Raw genomic sequence first — 20,365 nt, 5'->3', positions numbered from 1 at the left:
ATGGTTACTGCGGACATGGCTTAGCTGCTGCGCGACATCCCCAGCAGGCTGAGCAGGCTAACGAAAAGGTTATAAATTGATACATACAGACTGACGGTGGCACGAATATAGTTGGTTTCGCCGCCGTGAATGATATTGCTGGTTTTCCACAGGATTGCTCCGGTAGAGAACAGCACGAACAGGACGCTGATCGCCATATGCAGGGCTGGAATATTCAGGAACAGGTTGGCTACCACGGCGATGAGCATGACGACAAAGCCAGCTATCAACATGCCGGACAGGAAAGACATATTCTTGCGGGTGGTCAGCACATAAGCCGAGCAGCAGAAGAAAACAAGAGCCGTACCACCTAAGGCCAGACCAATAACATCGCCCATTCCGGCAGAAAGAAAACGGTTTAGAACCGGGCCGAGACAGTAGCCAAGGAAGCCGGTGAAGGCGAATGCTGCGAGAATACCGCTTGGGCTGTTTGCCAGACGGTAGGTTAAGAACATCAGGCCATAAAAACCGGCAAGCATCAGAATAAATCCCGGTGCCGGTAAGGATAAAAGGGTGCTTAGTGTGGCGGTCACAGCGGAAAATGCCAGCGTCAGGCCGAGAAGAAAATAGGTATTACGCAGAACTCTGTGCGTGCTCAGTAATGAACTGTCGCGCGTGGAGGAAACGATGCGATCCATAAAGCGCCTCTCAGGATTAAGAAATTGGGGAAAAGTCTGCCAGCGAGCATAAGGAGAGCAACCTGGCGGGAAAAGGCGTTTTACCCTTCTTTAGAGCCTGTAATTTAAATTGTGTATCTGCCTGTTTTTGATATGTTCATTCCAACAACGGAGACAGGCACATTATGGACGAAAAGAAACTCAAGGCCCTTGCGGCTGAACTGGCTAAAGGCCTTAAAACCGAAGCCGANCTCAATGCGTTTTCCCGCATGCTGACGAAGCTTACCGTTGAAACAGCACTCAATGCTGAGCTGACTGACCACCTCGGGCACGAGAAAAACGCCCCAAAAGCAGGCTCCAATACCCGCAACGGCTATTCGTCAAAAACTCTGCTGTGCGATGACGGCGAGATTGAACTCAGCACACCGCGTGACCGTGAAAACACCTTTGAACCTCTGCTGATAAAGAAAAACCAGACGCGTATCACGCAGATGGACAGCCAGATTTTGTCCCTGTACGCCAAAGGCATGACGACCCGAGACATCGTCGCCACGTTCAGGGAAATGTACGATGCGGACGTGTCGCCCACGCTGATTTCAAAAGTCACGGATGCCGTTAAAGAGCAGGTTGCTGAATGGCAGAACCGCCCGTTGGATGCACTTTATCCCATTTGTTTATCTTGACTGTATCGTGGTGAAAGTTCGTCACGATGGCAGCGTGATTAACAAGGCCGTCTTCCTCGCTCTGGGCATTAATACCGAAGGCCAGAAAGAGCTGTTGGGCATGTGGCTGGCAGAAAACGAAGGCGCGAAGTTCTGGCTCAGCGTGCTGACAGAGCTTAAAAANCGGGGCCTTCAGGACATCCTGATTGCCTGTGTGGACGGACTGAAGGGCTTCCCGGATGCGATAAACAGCGTTTATCCTCAGACGCATATCCAGCTGTGTATTATTCATATGGTGCGCAACAGCCTGAAATACGTGTCGTGGAAGGACTACAAAGCCGTCACCGGCGGGCTGAAAAAGGTGTATCAGGCTCCGACAGAAGAGGCGGCGCTGATGGCGCTGGATAAGTTTGCAGGCATCTGGGACGAGAAATACCCGCAAATCAGTAAGAGCTGGCGCACACACTGGGAAAATCTTAATACGTTCTTCGGCTATCCGCCCGATATCCGTAAGGCTATCTACACCACGAACGCCATCGAATCACTGAACAGCGTGATCCGCGCAGCCATCAAAAAGCGAAAGGTGTTCCCGACAGATGACTCGGTGAGAAAGGTCATTTATCTGGCGATCCAGTCGGCGTCAAAAAAATGGAATATGCCGATCCAGAACTGGCGGCTGGCAATGAGNCGTTTTATTATCGAGTTCGGTGANCGCCTGAGCGATCACCTTTAATACGGTGGCAGTTACACAGAATTATTTACAGGTTCCTTCTTTACGCTAACCGCTGCTGGTTTTGTCAACGCTTTGGTGATAATTACAGCATATTCGGGCCAGATGAGTTTTATTTGCGCGACTGAAACAAAAGCTGCTTTACAAGCTTAACGCGGATGTTTATAGTGCCGCCCATCGTGGAGGAGTGGCCGAGTGGCTGAAGGCACCGGTCTTGAAAACCGGCGACGGGAAACCGTTCTAGAGTTCGAATCTCTACTCCTCCACCATCAAATTTAACGGGTCAGCGTAAAGCTGGCCCGTTTTGCTATGTGCGAAAAAATACCGTTCCGCCGCCCGGGCTGTGCAAAGAAACTCATCCGGCGTCCGCGATTGCTGATTTTTTTTGCCACTTTAGCGCAAATGCTCACAAAATCAACAAAGTAGCAAAAAATAGTGTTGGCAAAGGCAAAAACATTCCCTATACTGCGCCCCATCAGTTAGCGGAATGCATAATTCGTTAGCGGGTAACCGTGTGGAGGAGTGGCCGAGTGGCTGAAGGCACCGGTCTTGAAAACCGGCGACGGGAAACCGTTCTAGAGTTCGAATCTCTACTCCTCCACCATCAAATTTGCCCCTGAGCTTGCAAAAGCTCGGGGGTTTTAGTTTTCGGCCTTTCCGGATGAGCGCTTCTGCCGCTGCGCGCAAGAAAGCGCTTACGACGCGCATTTACCGTTTTTTTACCCGCTGTCTACCGGCTTTCAAGGTTGATGCCAAATGAAGCACGTTTAAACATCTTGTTGCTTTTATCCCTTTTAAGCCACTCAACCCCCGGTTTAGAATCTGATATATTCTCATTAATTTATGATTGATATGAACCTCTGGTCTTTACTCTGGAGAGGTGGCCACCCCCAGTCAGCCTGTAAGACGCGGGTTGTTGCCCGGGCGTTAAGCTTCGCTGGCCAGCAGATTCATTCCCTTCGCATCAATGGAACACACACATGATTAAAAAGTTCAGTCTCTGCGCATTGGCCGTTTGCTCAGCACTTCCAGGCATTTCTGCTCGCGCAGCGGAAAGTGATTATCAGCTGGAACAAGTGCTGATGATGAGCCGCCACAACCTGCGAGCGCCTTTAGCGGATAATGGCAGCCTGCTGGATAAGGCGACCCAAAAGGCCTGGCCAAAATGGGATGTGCCCGGCGGAGAGCTGACCACAAAGGGCGGCGTGCTGGAAGTTTATATGGGGCGTTATACCCGCGAATGGCTGGAGCAACAGGGGGTAACTAAACAGGGTGAATGCCCGGCTTCCAACGCCATCTACGCCTATGCCAACAGCCTGCAGCGCACCGTGGCCACCGCACAGTTCTTTATTACCGGCGCTTTTCCGGGCTGCGATATTCCCGTCTCGCATCAGGACGCCATGGGCAGCATGGACCCGATATTCAGCCCGGTGATTACCAATGACAGCGAAGAGTTCAATAAACAGGCGCTGACCGCTCTCAACAGCCAGAGCGAAAAACTGGTGCTTAAGCCCGCTTTCCAGCGCCTGGAGAAAATCATCAACTATAAAAACTCCCCGGCGTGCAGCGGTAAAAAGTCGTGTGATCTGACCAGTGACAATCAGAATACCTTCACGGCAGATAATGGAAAGGAACCCGGCGTTTCTGGCCCACTGAAGGTGGGGAATTCGCTGGTGGACGCATTCACCCTGCAATATTACGAAGGCATGCCGATGGAGCAAGTCGCCTGGGGGCAGGTCAAAACGCCCGACCAGTGGCAAGAGCTGGCGGCGATCAAAAATGGCTATCAGGACACGCTTTTCGCATCGCCGGTGGTGGCGCGTGAAGTTGCTGCCCCGCTCGTGGATTATATCCGCAGCGCACTGGTCGACCAGGATCAATCCACTGCGCCGAAAGTGACGCTGATGGTTGGCCATGATTCGAATATCGCCTCACTGCTGAGTGCGTTGGATTTTAAACCTTACAAGTTGCCAGGACAGAATGAGCAGACGCCAATTGGCGGTATGGTGCAGTTCCAGCGTTGGCATGATAAGAAAAATGACCGTCAACTGGTCAAAGTGGAATATGTCTATCAAACCTCCTGGCAACTCCGCGATGAACAGCCGCTATCACTGAGTAATCCGCCGCAGCGCGTCACGTTGCATATGGCGGGTTGTCCGACCGATGCCAACGGTTTCTGCCCGTGGGATCGGTTCACTCAGGTGCTGAATAAGTCATTGCAGGGAACGCCGCTTCAGGTGCCTGAAACTGCGCCGGCAGAACCTGTTGCATCGGATCATGATGCGAAACCGGTCGATCATGACACAGCAGTCAATAAAGCGCTGGCTGCAAAGGCTGCTGAAGACAGAGCCGCCATGGAAAAAGCCGCCGCTGATAAAGCGGCTGCGGACAAAGCCGCTGAAGCTGAAGCTGCCGCAGAGAAGGCCGCCGTAGAGAAAGCGGCTGCTGATAAAGCCGCTGCAGAGAAAGCTGCGGCCGAAAAAGTCGCCACAGACCGGGTTGCCGCAGCGAAAGCCGCCCTTGAAAAAGCGGCTGCAGGGACTGCACTGCCTAAACAGGGGGCGCAAGATAAAGCCGAAGCGGATAAGGCTGCCGCCGATAAAGCCGCTGCAGACAAAGCAGCGGCGGAAGAAGTCGCCGCGCACAGAGCTGCCGCAACCCAAGCCGCTCTCGAAAAAGCCGCTGCCGGGACGGCATTGCCAAGGCAGGCAGCGCAAGATAAAACCGAAGCGGATAAGGGCAAAACGGATAATAAGCAGGCAGATAGCGGATCCGCTTCTCCAACGTCTGCCAAGTGATCAACAGCAGGGGCGAGTTTGCGCATTACCCGCCCCGAGAGGTGAAGTCTGAGATAAGCCGATACCCGTGCGCTCCGTTACGCGCTGCGCACGGGCGGTTTAGCCCTTACTCACCACCACCAGTTTCTGGTTAACGAACTCTTTAATTCCCAGGTCAGATAGCTCGCGACCAAAACCGGAACGCTTAACCCCGCCAAACGGCAGTTCTGCCGAAGTATTAGTGGCAGAATTGATGTAGACCATGCCGGTTTCAATTCGTGATGCCAGCGCCTTACCACGCGCAACATTTTGGGTAAACACAGAACCCCCTAAGCCATAATGGGAATCATTGGCCAGTTGCACAACTTCATCATCATCCTTCACGACGTACACCTGGGCTACCGGGCCAAAAAACTCTTCAAAATAGGCCGGATTGCTGCGCTTGATGTCAGTGAGGATGGTTGGCTGATAAAAACACCCTTCACCCGCCACCGGGGCGCCGCCCAGCACCCGTTTTGCACCTTTAGCAATGGCCTGCTGTACCTGCTTATCCAGACCATCGCGTGCCCCGGCAGAAGAGAGTGGGCCAAGCGTGGTGGATTCATCAAGCGGGTCGCCGATTTTTATCGCCTTAAAGGCAGCGGTGAATTTCTCCAGGAATTGATCGGCAACCTTTTCGTGCACCAGGAAACGTTTGGCTGCGGTACAAACCTGTCCGCAGTTACTCAGGCGCGCTCCAGCCGCCGCCGCAACGGCTTTATCCAGGTCAGCATCATCCAGCACCACAAAGACATCGTTGCCGCCCAGCTCAAGGGTCGTTTTCTTCAGATATTTGCCGGCCTGCTGGGCAACGGCGCTACCTGCACGCTCGGAACCGGTCAGAGCCGCGCCCTGGACGCGGTCATCGGCGATAAGAGCCGCGATCTGTTCGCTGCTCACAAACAGGTTGGTCCAGGTGCCTTGTGGGGCGCCGGCTTCGTGAACCAGTTGCTCAAATAACGTAGCGCAATGAGGAACGTTGCTGGCATGTTTGACCAGTACTGGGTTACCGGCCGCAAGGTTGGGGGCCAGTACGCGCATCAGCTGGTAATACGGAAAGTTCCAGGGTTCCACGGCAACCAACACGCCTATCGGATGATGTTCAACCCAGGCTTCACCCAGCTCACTGGGGTAACGGGTTGGAGCAAGGAAACGTTCTGCATTCTCGGCGTAGTAACGCGCGATTTGCGCACAAAGTTCGACTTCGCTACGGCTTTGCGCAATCAGTTTACCCATTTCCACGCTGGCAACTTTCGCCAGCTCTTCAACACGGCTGTCTATCAGGTCAGCCATTTTTTTCAGCACCTGCAGGCGAGGCTGAATATCACCTTTTGACCAGTTCGAGTGGTATAACGCATCAGCCGTGGCCAATGCCTGTTCAACCTGACGTTCACTGTGTTCAGGCCAGGATTTAAGTAGCTTATTACTTGCGGGGTTGATCGTCTGATAAGGCATAACGCACTCCTTGATGAGTAATCAGCCGGGTTCTGGCTGTCAGTGAATAAAAAGGATGGGATTTAGCGTAGTAAACAAGTCGGCAACATGACAGTTTATCGGACCAGTCAGAAGATGGAGAGCGATGGGCGGATCTCTCCGCCCGGCGAGGAGTCAGACGTTTTTACGCTCAACCACTTTATTATCCCAGGTCAGCACGTCCCGGTCGGTTTTTTCGAAGGCGCGTAACAAAACTTCGTCACTACCCTGTTGTTCCCAGATACTTTCAGCAAGCTTTTCATCATAATTAGCGACTTCAAAGATCGCTTCGGCGATTTCTGTTGAGGTACTACGCACGTTTGCCCATTCCCCAACGCGATGAGCTTTAGATTGTTGCGTTGCCATATTGGTCTCCGGTAGTTGATATTATCCGTTTTGAACCTGACTTTTCAGTATAGAAGATAGCGGGTGGTCTGCCCGCCAGCCGCTGGAATTTTGCTCAAATGCCGTTATTTACCGCACGTTGCAACAAGCAGCGTTAAGGATCGTTCCCATCCCGCACTTCGGATGACACAAAGTTTTGCCGGCACGCGCCGATCGTCGAATAAATTTCGCTTATCAGTGTGGCGGTCAAATAAGCGGCGGGAAGCCCTAAACGGACTGGCCACGCGGTACGACACCATCATTAATATAATGATTCAGGTGGTGTAACAGGGTTACCTCTCTCGTTCTTGCCCCTGCGGCATTAATCACGCAAACTGACGCCAAATTTTTTGAAGAGTACGCTGATGGTCACTTTTTTATCTCGTTATAAATTTGTCGTGAACCCCCAGGAAATGGTGTTAATCCTCATTACTGTGGTCTGGGGGGGGACATTCCTCGTCGTTAATCATGCAATGACTGTTAGCGGGCCGTTCTGGTTTATCGGGCTGCGCTTTGCTACTGCGGCAGTGCTTTTGGCGCTGATATCATGGCCGGCACTGCGCGGGTTAACCTGGCAGGAAATCAAAGCCGGTACGTTCGTGGGGCTGGCAATCGGCGCTGGCTATGGTCTGCAGGCTTATGGCATGCAAACTATTTCCGGCAGTAAATCGGCGTTTATTACTGCCCTTTATGTGCCACTGGTGCCGCTATTGCAGTGGATATTTCTCGGACGTATGCCGGGCCTGATGTCATGGATTGGCGTAATACTGGCTTTTTGTGGTCTGCTGTTGCTGGCAAACCCGGGGAGTGGGGCAATCTCGTTTAACCCGGGTGAAATGGCCACTTTGCTCAGCACCCTGGCTATCGCGGCAGAGATTATACTGATTGGTGCCTGTGCAGGTAAGGTCAACGTGCAGCGTGTAACGATTATCCAGCTGGCGGTCGCTTCATTATTCGGATTTATTGTTATGGTGCCCAACGGCGAATCGGTGCCGCCTTTCAGCCCTTATCTGTTGTATAGCGCCGTCGGGCTGGGTATTGCCAGCGCGCTGATCCAGGTAACGATGAACTGGGCGCAGTGCAGCGTTTCACCAACACGAGCTACGGTAATTTATGCCGGCGAGCCTGTCTGGGCGGGAATAGTTGGGCGCATAGCCGGGGAACGACTGCCGGGAATGGCCCTGCTGGGAGGCGCTCTTATCATCCTGGGTGTACTGGTCGGTGAACTGAAAATCAAGCGTAGAAAGAAGGATAAGCGGCGAGCTTCTGCTTCTTAAGCACCAGCGCGGCAATGATAGCTTTCAGTAGGGTTTGTCGGTCAAAGGATGTCAGGCCGGGCAAAATCACTTGCTTGTCCGGTGTATTATCAGAGATAAATTAGCCATTATTGCCGAACGACATCCACAGGCCACTTTTATTGTGCCTTCTGAGTCAGTGAAAAAACGAAATTCGCTGCCGTTGAGGATTCAGCTATATTCTGATGACGCTATTGTTAATATAAATTATATAATCGCGCAGACGATATCACTGTAAATAAGGGTAATATCAAACAGCCGATTGTGAATTTAAGAAATCAATATCACGTTGTTGCTCCGTGAGAGCACTTTAGCCAGTTGCGTCTGCGCAATTAACGGGTGGCGTTGTGCCAGTATAGTGAACGGGTATATCTGGAGCGATTGGCTATTATCCCCTAACCGCACATGAATTATGGAGTCAAGGTGAATTCTGTCAATCATTTACCTGCTAATGCCCCTACGCGCCGTTCGCGCGCGGTAGCGGCAAAACGTTCGGCCATACTAGCCGCCGCGCTGGAATTTTTCTCACAGTATGGCATTCATGGCACCACCCTGGACAAGGTGGCCGAACGTGCGGGTGTCTCAAAAACCAATATTCTCTATTATTTCCCGTCAAAAGAAAAACTCTATATTGCGGTTTTAAAAGATTTGCTCGATGTCTGGCTCACCCCATTACGCGCGCTGCGCCCCGAGCAGCAGCCGCTTGATGCTATTCGCCACTATATCCGCATTAAGCTGGAAGTGTCGCGAGACTATCCCCAGGCATCCAGGCTGTTCTGCCTGGAAATGCTTCAGGGCGCGCCGTTGTTGAAAGCGGAGCTGGCTGGTGGACTGCGTCATCTGGTGGAGGAGAAAACAGCGGTAATGGAAGCCTGGATGTTACAGGGCAAAATGTCGGCGGTGCAGCCGCAACATCTGATCTTTATGCTGTGGGCCACCACCCAGCACTATGCGGATTTTGCCACCCAGGTACAGGCAATAACCGGGCAAACTCTTGAGGACGAACACTTCTTTAACCAGACGGTGGAAAACGTCCAGCGCATGGTGGTTGAGGGTATTCGCGTACGCTAAACACACAGATTACCGGGAGCGACAATGGATTTCGTTTCACAGTTAATACTGGGCGCGGTAGTTACCGTCGCCCTGTTAGGGCGCAGAATGCCGGTGTGGCAAGCGGCATTAGTTGGCGTAGTGTGCGGTACGCTACCCGATCTGGACATGTTTATTGACCGAGGTGACGCCATCAGCAATATGACTCAGCACCGGACCGAAAGCCATTCTCTGCTCTGGCTGACACTGATATCACCTTTACTGGCCTGTTTGCTCTGGCGCATATTCCGTCAGCCATCGGCGTTCGCCCGCTGGTGGACAGCAGTGTGGTTGGCGCTGATGACCCATCCGTTGCTTGATCTCACTACGATATATGGTACGCAGCTGGCGCTTCCTTTTACCGATCGCCCTTTTGCCATTGGCTGTATGTCTGTTACAGACCCGCTGTACACTCTGCCGCTGTTGGTCGGGCTGATTGCCGCGCTGATATGGCGCAACAGAAAAGGATGGCGCTGTAACTCATCAGGCCTGATTTTTAGCTGTCTGTACCTGGCCTGGAGTATGGCCGCGCAAACGTGGGTCATCCATGTCGCACACCGTCAGCTTCTGATGCATCATGGGGACGTGCGGCAATTGCTGGTTACCCCAACCGCGTTTAACACGCTGCAATGGCGCATCATGGTGGTGACACCTGAAAGCTATCTGGAAGGATTCTATTCACTACTTAATCCCTTAAAGCCGCTGGTATTAAGTACGCATGCCAGAGGGTGGGAGTTATATCAACAGTACAGCGCTAACCAGTACGTGCAGCGTGTAGCGTGGTTTAGCCGTGGTTTCTTTGCGATGAAAAAGGTGGGTAACCGGGTTGAAATCACCGATCTGCGAATAGGCGAGGAAGCGGCTTACCCATTTTCCTTCGATCTCGGCACTGAACCACTGGAGGAGACTCCGGGTAAACCAGAGCGGGTGAGTTTTAAGCGCCTGCCGTTAAGAAAGGCGCTGGATAAATTGTGGTCACGTTTTTGAAGCTATGAATGGCTATGGCAAAAGGCGGCTTTAGCTTTACCGCCTCTTGCCCGGCGCTAGTCTGTTGTCAGGCGACCCTGCTTTACGCTTGCGCAAGAACCAACCTGCTGCCAGCATCACAAACCACAGTGGCGTTACCATCAGCGCATGGCGAGTATCGTCTTCCAGCGTCAGCAGAACCAGTACAAAAGCAAAGAATGCCAGACACACCCAGCACATAAATTTACCCAACGGCATTTTATAACCCGACGTGGCATGACGCTGCGGGTGCTTCTTACGATACGCCAGATAGGAGCAAAGGATAATGGTCCAGACAAACATAAACAAAATTGCTGATACGGTTGTGACTAGCGTAAATACCGTCATCACGTTCGGGATCAAATAAATTAGCGCCACACCTCCCAGCAGACACAGGCAGGAGAAAAGCAGCCCGGTGGTAGGTACTGCGCGGCGTGAAAGGATACCAAAACTGCGATGAGCCACACCCTGTTGCGAGAGGCCATAAAGCATACGGCTGGTTGAGAAGATGCCGCTATTAGCCGAAGAAGCAGCGGAAGTCAGCACCACGAAGTTGACAATGCTGGCGGCTGCCGGCAGGCCAATCAGTACAAACATTTCTACAAACGGGCTGCGATCGGCTACCACATGATCCCATGGGGTGACGGCCATAATGACGACCAGTGCCAGTACATAAAACATGATAATGCGCAGAGGGATAGCGTTAATTGCACGCGGCAGCACGGTTTTTGGGTTATGCGTTTCCGCTGCTGCCGTGCCAACCAGTTCGATGCCAACAAAAGCAAACACCGCAATCTGGAAACCGGCAAAAAATCCGCTCAAGCCTTTAGGGAACATGCCACCGTGATCCCAGATATTGCTCAGTGCAGCGTGGCTACCGCCCGGGGAAGGGTAGTGCAATGCCACCAGCATGATGCCGGTGACGATCAGCGCCACGATGGCGACAATTTTAATAATTGCAAACCAGAACTCCATTTCGCCAAATAGCTTAACTGTGGCAATGTTCAGAGACAAGAACACCACGATGCAGAGAAGGGCGCTCATCCATATGGAGAAGTTCGGCAACCAGAGTTGAAAATAGGAACTGATGGCGACAACATCGGCAATGCCGGTAACCACCCAGCAAAACCAGTAGGTCCAGCCTGTGAAGTAACCTGCCCATGGCCCCAGCAGATCGGCGGCGAAATCGCTAAAGGATTTGTACTCAAGATTAGACAGTAGCAGCTCACCCATTGCCCGCATGACAAAGAAAAGCATAAAGCCGATGATCATATAAACAAATATGATCGATGGCCCGGCAAGGCTGATGGTTTTCCCAGACCCCATAAACAGGCCGGTGCCGATAGCGCCACCGATGGCGATTAGCTGGATATGACGATTATGCAGATTGCGCCGGAGTGTGTCAGGCGCTTCTTCACAGGCGAAAGGTTCTTTTGATTGATCAACCATTGGGGTTTCCTGTCCAGTTTTATTGAAAATAAAGCTCTGTTGGCTTTTAACGTATCAGAAGATATCAGCGTTGTGCGTTCAAGAGCTTAACGCAAAACTTTACGCTATAAAGCAAAATTGAGACTAAACTGCTCATACGGCGTATTACCCGGTTAAAAACCCGGCACTGCCCAGCGCCAAAGCGATTCCGGGCGCTGGGTGGCAGAAGAAAAGATGATTCGTGAGAGGGACATTTACTGACAAATATCATCAAAACTCTTTAATGTGCTTAACCCATCATCCATAAGCCAAATGGTGACAAAATTTGAATAAGAATTCACATTATCTTCATTTTTGCTGTTAATCCTGGCGTTTGCCTGCGGGTGACATTATCATGATGCTATCGATTCAGCTAAAATCACCGCTGATAAATAGAACAAATAGCCGGTCAAAATTATTGAATGTTTACAGGAAAAATCCTATGCTAATCGGGTGTGTTCAGATCGAATAAAGTCGCTGAATATACCGGTGCAGGATAAAAATAATCACTAATATGATTATTTTTATCTGGGCATTTACCGCTGCTGTCAACCTATCATGTGCCATGGTGTGGTTCCTGCAAGTTTAATCCTGGTGATAAGAAGATTCGATTGCGTTCTTTTTGCTGCTGCTTGTTTACATAACAATAATTTGGGTGAAGGTTTTCACCTTCCTCCGCTGAGGTGTTGATGACATCCGAAGACTATTTCATTTGGCGAGCCGATATAAAATCAGCCTATGAAAAGGGCGGTGGCATTGTTCACATTACACGTATAATTGAGCAACAGTTGAGAGAACTGGAACTCGATTTTTACTCACTTTTTATTCGGCACCCGGTGCCATTTACCCGGCCGAAGACCTTTCTTTACAGTAATTATCCTGAAGACTGGCTTGAACACTATTTTCGGGAAGATTTCTATCAGCTTGATCCGGTGCTGAAAATGTGCGGTTCACCAGGGAAAATCTGGCTCTGGGATGATGAAGCGATTAGCAGTGGTGTGCGCGTTTTTGAAAATGCCAGAAATTACGGTATTTTTCATGGTCTTTCTTGCTCTGTGATGGCCAGTAATAGATCCGTTGGTATCTTTTCGATGTCGACAGCAAACTCCCTTAAAACCATAGAGTTAACTCCAGTGATGGAGCTAAAAATACAATATATATCGGAATTGTCGATGGCTTCCCTGATCAAGATTAATGATATTTCCATGGCGACAACTAAACTGGATTTAAGCCAACGAGAATTAGAAATCCTTAAATGGACCGCAGAGGGAAAAACATCGGCTGAAATATCACTGATCCTCTCTATATCGGAAAACACGGTTAACTTCCACCAAAAAAAGATGCAGAAAAGGTTTAATGCGCCTAACAAAACACAAATTGCCTCCTATGCAGCAGCAATCGGTTTAATCTGAAAAACCCTTAACTACCAATTTTGGTAGTTTCCTATTGCAAGGGGCTTGTCTAACCTGCGCCCAAGTCATACCGCTGCCCAAACCATCAGGAGAGGCACTCACAAGGGAATGCGATCGGGGATCAAAATGAAAATAATTCAAACCAAGCTCAAGGATATGCCATCCTCCTTTCTGGCAGAGTTAGGGAGTTATCGCTATAACGTGTTTGTTAAAAGCGAAGGATGGGCTATTCCCTCACGTCTCAGTTCTCCCGGGCAGGAGTACGATCGTTACGATTGTTCTGATGTTATCTGTTTGATCGCCTGGACTGCGCAGTATGGCATTTGTGGTTATGCTCGTCTGATGGCTGGCCGTTTGTCCGGCAGCAGCGGCTTGGAAGCAGGGGGTACGCCAAGTACAGGAGAACAAGACATCTTTTGGGAGATGTCACGCTTTTCTGCCCGGATGGAAATTGATGCTGAATTGCCGCTGAATATCCTGTGGCATGCGACACAGCTGGCTGAGCAATCAGGCATACATTATCTGTATAGTGCTGCAACGCCGATGCTGGAAAAGATGTTTGACCAACATCAAATCAGTTATCAGTCTCTGATGCCGGGGGTTGTTCAGTCGGAAGATAATCTGTTTTCGATAAAAATACCGGTAAACCAGCCTTGTCTTGCAGCAAAATTTCGTGGCTCACGGCGCTTCACTCCTGAAGAGGTGTTACCCACTTTCGGCGTTTCCGCCAATTTTGGGCTGCGCGGACGCCATAATAATTAAATGTCTACCATTTTGACCACAGCACTACCAGCACCCACGCTGCTAACCCCCCAACATGAAACCGCTGCCAGCAGCGCTGCAGTTCCTTGCTCACTGGCAACAATGAAATGGGCCAGCAAGGCGAAGGCAGGGAAAAGCGCTATCAAACCGGCAAGGTGGTAGTGATTTGGACAGGATGACGTTCAACACCGCCGCCGCCCCTAAAACAGCGTTGAAAAGTAACCCCATTGCTGTTTTCAATCAGTTAAAACGGCCGAGAAAGCAATGGGCATTTTCTATCTGCCTGCAGCAGATGGCTGATGGTTTTTACTGGCGAAAGGCTTGTTTGATTTGATGGACGGTATTAGTGAACACTTCTGCCTGCTGCGGGTCTTCTAAATCCGCGATGCAGCGCTCCATCTTAATGATCACTTTACCGGCGTCCGCCTGACCCATTGCTTTAAGCATCAGCGTGACCAGGGCTTTCATACAGGTTACTTCATTAGCTAACGCCTGCGCTTCTTCGCTGGTTGAAAAGTCAATCTGACTCATAATCTCTCCCGATAGTCATAAAACCGTGTCGCCAGCACCTGTGGCATCCACTAAAGTTGTTGAAAGTATATCATATAATAGCATCACGAAATCAAAGCATCAGTTGAATGCTGTACGTTAGAGCCAATGCTTTCCAGACGGAAAATAGGCTGATATGAAGCCTGTTATGCCAGCAAAATGAGTTATCGACAAAACTATCAGCTGAGTTAAATAATGTTGTCGTAATTTAATCTTTTGTTATTTATGATTTATTTTCAAACGTTAGTGATCTGTTATATGTATTTTATCCATATTAAAATTTACCGTTAAAATGTTAATTTGCAGGGTGGTTGCCTTATTCTCAATCCGTTTAATATTACCCGTCATTTGTAGTTGCTCCGACTGCTACGTTATTTCTGTTCTAACAGCATGGAAAAAGGAGTAAGATAACCGACCTGCCACTGTCGCAATAGTTACCTGCCTTAGCTATTTAGGGAGCTTCGTTTGATTAGCGTTTTTCTTGTTGATGACCATGAACTGGTGCGCGCAGGTATTCGACGCATCCTGGAAGATATCAAAGGTATTCAAGTAGTCGGTGAAGCTAACTGTGGCGAAGATGCAGTGAAGTGGTGCCGCACCCACAGTACTGATGTGGTACTGATGGATATGAATATGCCGGGTATTGGCGGTCTTGAAGCCACGCGGAAAATTATCCGTTACGCGCCAGATTGTAAAATCATCATGCTGACCATCCATACCGAAAACCCGCTACCAGCCAAAGTGATGCAGGCGGGAGCTTCCGGGTATCTGAGCAAAGGTGCTGCACCGCAGGAAGTGGTTAGCGCAATCCGTTCAGTCAATTCAGGACAGCGCTACATTGCCTCTGATATCGCTCAGCAGATGGCGTTGAGCCAGCTTGAGCCGCAAAAGTCAGAATCTCCGTTTTGCTGTTTGTCGGAACGCGAATTGCAGATTATGCTGATGATTACCAAAGGCCAGAAGGTGACGGAAATTTCCGAACACCTTAATCTGAGTCCTAAAACCGTCAACAGCTATCGCTACCGCATGTTCAGCAAACTTAGTATCAGCGGTGACGTAGAGTTGACACATCTGGCCATTCGACATGGCCTGTTCAGTGCGGAGTCGTTAATCAGTAGTGAGTAATGTGTTTGATTCCAAATATTTCCTGAAAACGGTTACCAGCCAGCCGGGCGTCTATCGAATGTACGATTCGGCGGGTACGGTTATCTATGTTGGTAAAGCGAAAGATCTTAAAAAACGTCTTGCCAGCTATTTTCGTGGCAACCTCGCCAGCCGTAAGACCGAAGCGCTGGTGGCATTGATCGAGCAGATAGACGTGACGGTTACCCACACGGAAACCGAAGCGCTGCTGCTGGAACATAATTACATCAAGCTTTACCAGCCTCGTTATAACGTGCTGTTGCGCGACGATAAATCCTATCCCTATATTTTTCTAAGCGCCGACCATCATCCCCGTCTTGCCAGCCATCGTGGTGCCAAACATGCAAAGGGTGAATACTTCGGCCCCTTCCCCAATGGCTATGCGGTACGTGAAACCTTGTCGCTATTGCAAAAGATTTTCCCGGTTCGCCAGTGCGAAAACAGTGTTTACCGTAATCGCTCACGACCTTGCTTGCAGTATCAGATTGGGCGCTGTCTCGGGCCATGTGTTGAAGGACTCGTTACGGAAGAGGAGTATGCCCGTCAGATTGACTACGTTCGCTTATTTCTCTCTGGCAAGGACGATCAGGTACTTAACCAGCTGGTAACGAGAATGGAACAGGCTAGCCGCGAACTGCGCTTCGAAGAAGCTGGACGTCTACGCGATCAAATCCAGGCAGTACGCCGGGTTACGGAAAAACAGTTTGTGTCCAATCAAGGCGATGATATGGATGTTATCGGCGTCTCTTTCGATTCCGGTATGGCCTGTCTGCATGTGCTGTTTATCCGTCAGGGCAAGGTGCTTGGCAGCCGCAGCTATTTTCCTAAAGTACCCGGCGGCACCGAGCTAGCCGAAGTCGTGCAAACCTTTGTTGGCCAGTTTTATCTGCAGGGTAGCCAGGCTCGAACCTTACCTGCAGATATCCTGATTGACTTTACGTTACCGGAAAAAGAGTTGCTTGCAGCTTCCCTGACGGAGCTGGCGGGGCGGCGAGTCACTATTCAAAGTAAGCCGCGCGGCGACCGTGCTCGTTACCTGAAACTGGCGCGCACCAACGCGGCTACCGCTCTTACCTCCCGCCTGGCGCAGCACTCAACAATCCACCAGCGCCTGGCAGAGCTGGCGCAAACGTTGAAGCTGCCGGCCATCCGCCGTATGGAATGTTTCGATATCAGTCATACGATGGGTGAACAAACCGTTGCCTCGTGCGTGGTTTTCGACACCAATGGGCCGTTACGCAGTGAATATCGCCGTTACAACATTAGCGGTATTACGCCCGGCGATGATTATGCAGCGATGAATCAGGTGCTGCGTCGTCGTTACGGCAAGGCAATTGAGCAGAGTAAAATCCCGGATGTCATCGTCATTGATGGCGGAAAGGGGCAGCTGGCACAGGCCAAAGAGGTCTTTGCGCAACTTGATGTCGCCTGGGACAAATCGCATCCGCTGTTACTGGGTGTGGCAAAAGGCAGCGATCGTAAAGCCGGACTGGAAACGCTTTTCCTGGAGCCGGAAGGTGAAGGCTTTTCTCTGCCGCCGGATTCCCCGGCATTGCATGTCATTCAGCATATCCGGGATGATTCCCATAATCATGCCATTACCGGACACCGAAATAAGCGCGCAAAAGTGAAAAATACCAGTGCTTTGGAGACAATCGAAGGTATTGGGCCAAAGCGCCGTCAAATGCTACTTAAATATATGGGTGGCCTGCAGCCGCTTATTAACGCTTCAATGGAGGAGATTGCCGGCGTACCGGGGATTTCACACGCGCTGGCCGAGAAAATCTTTCATGCGCTGAAACACTAAGCATTGCAACACCTTTAGCAATATAGGAACATAGAGACAAATTGGACTTTGCCCAGGCAGTTTGCATAACTATGCCACTTAATATTCCGACCTTGCTCACCCTGTTTCGCGTAGTTTTGATCCCATTCTTTGTGCTGGCTTTCTATTTGCCATTTCAATGGGCTCCGCTGGTCTGCGCGTTGATTTTCATTTTTGCCGCGATGACCGACTGGTTCGACGGCTTTCTTGCCCGTCGCTGGAAACAGACGACCCGATTTGGTGCCTTTCTTGACCCGGTAGCCGACAAAGTGATGGTGACAATGGCGCTGGTACTGGTCGCCGAACATTTTCACTCGTGGTGGATCACATTGCCAGCAGCAACCATGATTGCCCGCGAGATCATCATCTCTGCACTACGTGAATGGATGGCGGAGATCGGTAAGCGCAGCAGCGTGGCGGTATCGTGGATTGGCAAGGTGAAAACCACGGCGCAGATGCTGTCGCTGTTCGCGTTGTTGTGGCGTCCTGACAGTATTGTCGAAGGGGTAGGGGTGGTGGCGCTGTACATTGCTGCGGTGCTGACATTCTGGTCAATGTTCCAATATTTGAATGCCGCACGCGGTGATCTGTTCGAACACTGATCGAAGCGAGTTAAAAAGCAGCAAACGAATGCATTTTGAGGATAATTTTATTGACTCATTCCACTAAGTCAGTAGAATGCAGCGCATCGAAAGGCAGTAGCGTCTGCCAGAAGATAAGGCAAATCAGCAAGTTCTGTTAGTACGGTATTATGCATAACAGGCTAAGCGGGAATAGCTCAGTTGGTAGAGCACGACCTTGCCAAGGTCGGGGTCGCGAGTTCGAGTCTCGTTTCCCGCTCCAAATTTTGCCCGGTTTATCTTCACGATCTAATCAAGTCTCACAAGAAACAGTTTTTTGTGTAAGCAAGAATTAAGGCGCGTTGGCAGAGTGGCCATGCTACGGATTGCAAATCCGTCTACCTCGGTTCGACTCCGGGACGCGCCTCCACTTTACACCCTGGCCCGGGTGGTGAAATCGGTAGACACAAGGGATTTAAAATCCCTCGGCTTATGGCTGTGCGGGTTCAAGTCCCGCCCCGGGCACCATCTTCAGAATCAACAATAAAAACAAGCAGTTAAAGCAATATCCTAACCGCCTTTAAGGGCGGTTTTTTTGTGCCTGTGATTTGGGGATTGGCGATGAAATGGCAGCAGGGTGGCAGCGTAAGAATTGCCCCGCGTTGCGGGGCAGGTAAATCACAGCGCCAGATTTAACTGGTCTCTGCCGTAGTGTGATGCCGGAAAGGCATCGCGTGGCACAAAATCAGGCGGTAGCGGTTTAGCATCTGCACGCCGGGTCACTTCGCGTTCAACGCTGTTTAGTGTGGTAAATGAACGGCTGCATTCCAGGTTCTGGCACTGGTGATATTGCCGGATGGTCATATCGGTTATCTTACGGCTGGTACGGGTACGAGCCATAGCGCCGCAAAAAGGGCATCTGAACATAATGGTGGCTCCCCTGTGGGAGTTGAACTCCATGACATTTTATTCAGTTTCTGCTATCCAGTCAGGTATTTTTGCTTCCAGCTCCAGCCGGGTGGTAAATCCGTTGTCGTCGATCGTATGTTCGGCGCGGGCAATTATCCAGTCCTGACTGTCAATTTCATCCTTAAATCCACTGATGGTAAGGTGCAGTCCGGGTACAGTTCGGCGCGGCCGCGTGTCAGGGTGATTGAGAATACCGCCGCACCGCGCTGAAGCTGCTGCCACTTTGCTGCCGCTGCACGTTTCGCGGCGGCTTCATTCTGGTAAGTTTTGCGCAGCACATACACGTTGCCGTCCGCCCACTCCATATAGTCACCCGGATTTTTGTGTCTGATTAACCGTCCGCGATTATTNTCAATCTTTCCCGACCCACCGGTAAGGCGAANGCTTTAATTTTTGCGTTATAAATGCCAGACCGCTCAACTCTCCTTATACTCCGGCATCGCCCCTGTTTATTATNTGAATAATCATCTCAATGAAGTTTATCATTTTTTCTGCCGAATTTATGATGAGTTATTTGAATATGCCTGAAAGATCNAGAAGCAATTTTTTATATACGGCTACTGATATCGTGTATATAAATAGTACTTGTGTCTCGTTCACTCAGGAAAATTAATGTTTACTCCTATTAAATTGCAGCCACCTCATGGGAATGATATCAGCGGCTGGATGAGCCAAAGTTCACGGGCAGTCCCGCATNACAGCGTTCTTAACCGGATAAGCGGGGTTCAGAATGGACCGGTTCATCTGCTGCCAGCTAATGACTATATGAAAACTGTCCAGGATGGAAAACTCTTGATAAACAATCTGGCGTCAGTAAAGCCTGCTGAGGCTGCACAATCTTCGTCATCCCATCCCAGTNAGCCAGAGATTTATCGCAGACAGAGATATTACCCTAAATTTGTTGAAATAATTAAACAAGAGCTGCTCACCAAAACAGTTCGGCAAGTGGCAGAACAATATGGTCTTCCTTATCAAACAGTCTACAAATGGGCGAATAAGCCTGATGGTGCCATAGAGAAGATTAAGTGTGATAATATTAGTGAGATAGCTATACAGAGCCGTTTTCACTTACTATCTGAGCTAAGAAAGCATTGTATTGATAGGGTGAACGATCTCTGCTCACAGCGGAAAAACCTCCGCTGGATAAGTAAAAGAGAGATTATCATTCAGGTTGCAGAGGAAGAGGACATTAAAATAACGACAGTCAGCAACTGGGTAGCGAGGGGAAGAAAATATTCGTCAGATTCCAGGCGTGTCTCTCAGTTACCGAAGCGTACCCCGTATGAAAGACACAGTGTTAAAAACGTTCAGACACATCAGAGTGTCAACCGTAATTCCGATGCACATCAGCTAAATGCACAGAACAATATTGGTTCAGTTGAACTTTGGGCGAATGAGTCATCCACAGCACCTCCCACCGTCCGGACTGATTCAACAAATGATGAAAAAAACGCAAAAAGTTTTGCAGAGTGTTTACAAGAACTTAAAGAATGGCAAGATAAACATNTTTGTCGCATGTGAGAGCGCGCTCTGCCACTATCGTATAAAGCGGATGTTGCCACCTGGTC

General features: G+C 50.2%; 17 protein-coding genes, 5 tRNA genes and 2 pseudogenes. 16 read left to right on the top strand and 8 right to left on the bottom strand.

From position 1 onward, the window contains the following. Window positions 1–20 precede the first annotated feature (20 nt). The gene (yccA, locus tag EPYR_RS11160; protein WP_012668507.1) at window positions 21–677 is read right to left on the bottom strand and encodes an FtsH protease modulator YccA; all 657 of its coding nucleotides are present in this window, start codon (window positions 675–677) and stop codon (window positions 21–23) included. Window positions 678–841: 164 nt separating this feature from the next. Between yccA and EPYR_RS11155 the strand changes: the two are divergent. From EPYR_RS11155 to agp, 4 genes and pseudogenes are all read left to right on the top strand, one after another. Then, a pseudogene (locus EPYR_RS11155) lies at window positions 842–2,051 on the top strand (IS256 family transposase). Window positions 2,052–2,229: 178 nt separating this feature from the next. After that, window positions 2,230–2,317: transfer RNA gene (locus EPYR_RS11150), tRNA-Ser, on the top strand. A 247-nt stretch (window positions 2,318–2,564) separates the two neighbouring features. Continuing rightward, a tRNA-Ser gene (locus tag EPYR_RS11140) sits at window positions 2,565–2,652 on the top strand. A gap of 376 nt (window positions 2,653–3,028) precedes the next feature. Further along, window positions 3,029–4,846: a bifunctional glucose-1-phosphatase/inositol phosphatase gene (agp, locus tag EPYR_RS11135; protein WP_012668505.1), complete on the top strand. Its 1,818-nt coding sequence runs from the start codon at window positions 3,029–3,031 to the stop codon at window positions 4,844–4,846. 99 nt (window positions 4,847–4,945) lie between these two features. Here the strand turns inward: agp and EPYR_RS11130 are convergent, their stop codons facing one another. Together EPYR_RS11130 and EPYR_RS11125 are read right to left on the bottom strand one after the other, a co-directional pair. Then, the gene (locus EPYR_RS11130) at window positions 4,946–6,319 is read right to left on the bottom strand and encodes an NAD-dependent succinate-semialdehyde dehydrogenase (protein WP_012668504.1); all 1,374 of its coding nucleotides are present in this window, start codon (window positions 6,317–6,319) and stop codon (window positions 4,946–4,948) included. A 153-nt stretch (window positions 6,320–6,472) separates the two neighbouring features. After that, window positions 6,473–6,703 carry a YccJ family protein gene (locus tag EPYR_RS11125; RefSeq protein WP_012668503.1) on the bottom strand — a complete coding sequence of 77 codons (231 nt, stop codon included), beginning with the start codon at window positions 6,701–6,703 and terminating at the stop codon, window positions 6,473–6,475. Between the two features lie 383 nt (window positions 6,704–7,086). Between EPYR_RS11125 and EPYR_RS11120 the strand changes: the two genes are divergently transcribed. The 3 genes from EPYR_RS11120 to EPYR_RS11110 all read left to right on the top strand — a co-directional run bounded on the left by EPYR_RS11120 (window position 7,087) and on the right by EPYR_RS11110 (window position 10,092). After that, window positions 7,087–7,998: a DMT family transporter gene (locus EPYR_RS11120; protein WP_012668502.1), complete on the top strand. Its 912-nt coding sequence runs from the start codon at window positions 7,087–7,089 to the stop codon at window positions 7,996–7,998. 423 nt (window positions 7,999–8,421) lie between these two features. Further along, window positions 8,422–9,087 (top strand): HTH-type transcriptional regulator RutR, encoded by a 666-nt coding sequence (rutR, locus tag EPYR_RS11115; RefSeq protein WP_012668501.1) that lies wholly within the window; start codon window positions 8,422–8,424, stop codon window positions 9,085–9,087. Between the two features lie 24 nt (window positions 9,088–9,111). Beyond that, window positions 9,112–10,092: a metal-dependent hydrolase gene (locus EPYR_RS11110; protein WP_012668500.1), complete on the top strand. Its 981-nt coding sequence runs from the start codon at window positions 9,112–9,114 to the stop codon at window positions 10,090–10,092. A 36-nt stretch (window positions 10,093–10,128) separates the two neighbouring features. Here the strand turns inward: EPYR_RS11110 and cycA are convergent, their stop codons facing one another. Further along, window positions 10,129–11,559, bottom strand: coding sequence for a D-serine/D-alanine/glycine transporter (gene cycA, locus EPYR_RS11105; RefSeq protein ID WP_012668499.1), 1,431 nt, complete (start codon window positions 11,557–11,559; stop codon window positions 10,129–10,131). Between the two features lie 707 nt (window positions 11,560–12,266). Here cycA and sdiA point away from each other — a divergent pair. Together sdiA and EPYR_RS11095 are read left to right on the top strand one after the other, a co-directional pair. Further along, entirely contained in the window at window positions 12,267–12,989 is a 723-nt protein-coding gene (sdiA, locus tag EPYR_RS11100) for a transcriptional regulator SdiA (protein WP_012668498.1), read from the top strand. A gap of 126 nt (window positions 12,990–13,115) precedes the next feature. Further along, entirely contained in the window at window positions 13,116–13,751 is a 636-nt protein-coding gene (locus EPYR_RS11095) for an autoinducer synthase (protein WP_012668497.1), read from the top strand. Here the strand turns inward: EPYR_RS11095 and EPYR_RS21530 are convergent. Beyond that, window positions 13,748–13,870 carry a hypothetical protein gene (locus EPYR_RS21530; protein ID WP_375546910.1) on the bottom strand — a complete coding sequence of 41 codons (123 nt, stop codon included), beginning with the start codon at window positions 13,868–13,870 and terminating at the stop codon, window positions 13,748–13,750. The two genes, EPYR_RS11095 and EPYR_RS21530, sit on opposite strands and share 4 nt — an antisense overlap. A gap of 187 nt (window positions 13,871–14,057) precedes the next feature. Next, window positions 14,058–14,282, bottom strand: coding sequence for a DUF2594 family protein (locus tag EPYR_RS11090; RefSeq protein ID WP_012668496.1), 225 nt, complete (start codon window positions 14,280–14,282; stop codon window positions 14,058–14,060). A gap of 483 nt (window positions 14,283–14,765) precedes the next feature. On the opposite strand from EPYR_RS11090, the gene uvrY reads away from it, so the two are divergent. The 6 genes from uvrY (at window position 14,766) to EPYR_RS11060 (ending at window position 18,356) form a co-directional block, all read left to right on the top strand. Continuing rightward, window positions 14,766–15,425: a UvrY/SirA/GacA family response regulator transcription factor gene (uvrY, locus tag EPYR_RS11085; RefSeq protein WP_012668495.1), complete on the top strand. Its 660-nt coding sequence runs from the start codon at window positions 14,766–14,768 to the stop codon at window positions 15,423–15,425. Continuing rightward, complete coding sequence (uvrC, locus tag EPYR_RS11080) at window positions 15,418–17,250, top strand: excinuclease ABC subunit UvrC (RefSeq protein WP_012668494.1); 1,833 nt, start codon at window positions 15,418–15,420, stop codon at window positions 17,248–17,250. The genes uvrY and uvrC overlap by 8 nt, the downstream gene beginning before the upstream one ends. A gap of 71 nt (window positions 17,251–17,321) precedes the next feature. Next, window positions 17,322–17,870: a CDP-diacylglycerol--glycerol-3-phosphate 3-phosphatidyltransferase gene (gene pgsA, locus EPYR_RS11075; protein WP_012668493.1), complete on the top strand. Its 549-nt coding sequence runs from the start codon at window positions 17,322–17,324 to the stop codon at window positions 17,868–17,870. 165 nt (window positions 17,871–18,035) lie between these two features. After that, window positions 18,036–18,111 (top strand) — tRNA-Gly (locus EPYR_RS11070). 73 nt (window positions 18,112–18,184) lie between these two features. Then, window positions 18,185–18,258 (top strand) — tRNA-Cys (locus EPYR_RS11065). A gap of 12 nt (window positions 18,259–18,270) precedes the next feature. Further along, a tRNA-Leu gene (locus tag EPYR_RS11060) sits at window positions 18,271–18,356 on the top strand. 150 nt (window positions 18,357–18,506) lie between these two features. On the opposite strand, the gene EPYR_RS11055 is transcribed toward EPYR_RS11060, so the two are convergent. Together EPYR_RS11055 and EPYR_RS19290 are read right to left on the bottom strand one after the other, a co-directional pair. Beyond that, the gene (locus EPYR_RS11055) at window positions 18,507–18,755 is read right to left on the bottom strand and encodes an ogr/Delta-like zinc finger family protein (RefSeq protein WP_012668492.1); all 249 of its coding nucleotides are present in this window, start codon (window positions 18,753–18,755) and stop codon (window positions 18,507–18,509) included. A 39-nt stretch (window positions 18,756–18,794) separates the two neighbouring features. Next, window positions 18,795–19,111: pseudogene (locus EPYR_RS19290) on the bottom strand (phage late control D family protein); the annotation flags it as partial. Between the two features lie 298 nt (window positions 19,112–19,409). Here EPYR_RS19290 and EPYR_RS11045 point away from each other — a divergent pair. Then, on the top strand, window positions 19,410–20,318 hold the full coding sequence (locus EPYR_RS11045; RefSeq protein WP_041474175.1) for a hypothetical protein: 909 nt from the start codon (window positions 19,410–19,412) through the stop codon (window positions 20,316–20,318). Window positions 20,319–20,365 lie beyond the last annotated feature (47 nt).

This window comes from Erwinia pyrifoliae DSM 12163 (assembly GCF_000026985.1).
GTDB lineage: Bacteria > Pseudomonadota > Gammaproteobacteria > Enterobacterales > Enterobacteriaceae > Erwinia > Erwinia pyrifoliae.
This window is presented reverse-complemented; position numbering and strand designations above follow the sequence as displayed.

Excerpts from the sequence above, each read along its gene's own strand:
- EPYR_RS11110 (WP_012668500.1), top strand. The coding sequence starts at position 9,112 with ATGGATTTCGTTTCACAGTTAATACTGGGCGCGGTAGTTACCGTCGCC.
- yccA (WP_012668507.1), bottom strand. The coding sequence starts at position 677 with ATGGATCGCATCGTTTCCTCCACGCGCGACAGTTCATTACTGAGCACG.
- EPYR_RS11130 (WP_012668504.1), bottom strand. The coding sequence starts at position 6,319 with ATGCCTTATCAGACGATCAACCCCGCAAGTAATAAGCTACTTAAATCC.
- EPYR_RS11125 (WP_012668503.1), bottom strand. The coding sequence starts at position 6,703 with ATGGCAACGCAACAATCTAAAGCTCATCGCGTTGGGGAATGGGCAAAC.
- sdiA (WP_012668498.1), top strand. The coding sequence starts at position 12,267 with ATGACATCCGAAGACTATTTCATTTGGCGAGCCGATATAAAATCAGCC.
- EPYR_RS11090 (WP_012668496.1), bottom strand. The coding sequence starts at position 14,282 with ATGAGTCAGATTGACTTTTCAACCAGCGAAGAAGCGCAGGCGTTAGCT.
- EPYR_RS11095 (WP_012668497.1), top strand. The coding sequence starts at position 13,116 with ATGAAAATAATTCAAACCAAGCTCAAGGATATGCCATCCTCCTTTCTG.
- EPYR_RS11120 (WP_012668502.1), top strand. The coding sequence starts at position 7,087 with ATGGTCACTTTTTTATCTCGTTATAAATTTGTCGTGAACCCCCAGGAA.
- EPYR_RS11055 (WP_012668492.1), bottom strand. The coding sequence starts at position 18,755 with ATGTTCAGATGCCCTTTTTGCGGCGCTATGGCTCGTACCCGTACCAGC.
- cycA (WP_012668499.1), bottom strand. The coding sequence starts at position 11,559 with ATGGTTGATCAATCAAAAGAACCTTTCGCCTGTGAAGAAGCGCCTGAC.
- pgsA (WP_012668493.1), top strand. The coding sequence starts at position 17,322 with ATGCCACTTAATATTCCGACCTTGCTCACCCTGTTTCGCGTAGTTTTG.
- agp (WP_012668505.1), top strand. The coding sequence starts at position 3,029 with ATGATTAAAAAGTTCAGTCTCTGCGCATTGGCCGTTTGCTCAGCACTT.
- rutR (WP_012668501.1), top strand. The coding sequence starts at position 8,422 with ATGAATTATGGAGTCAAGGTGAATTCTGTCAATCATTTACCTGCTAAT.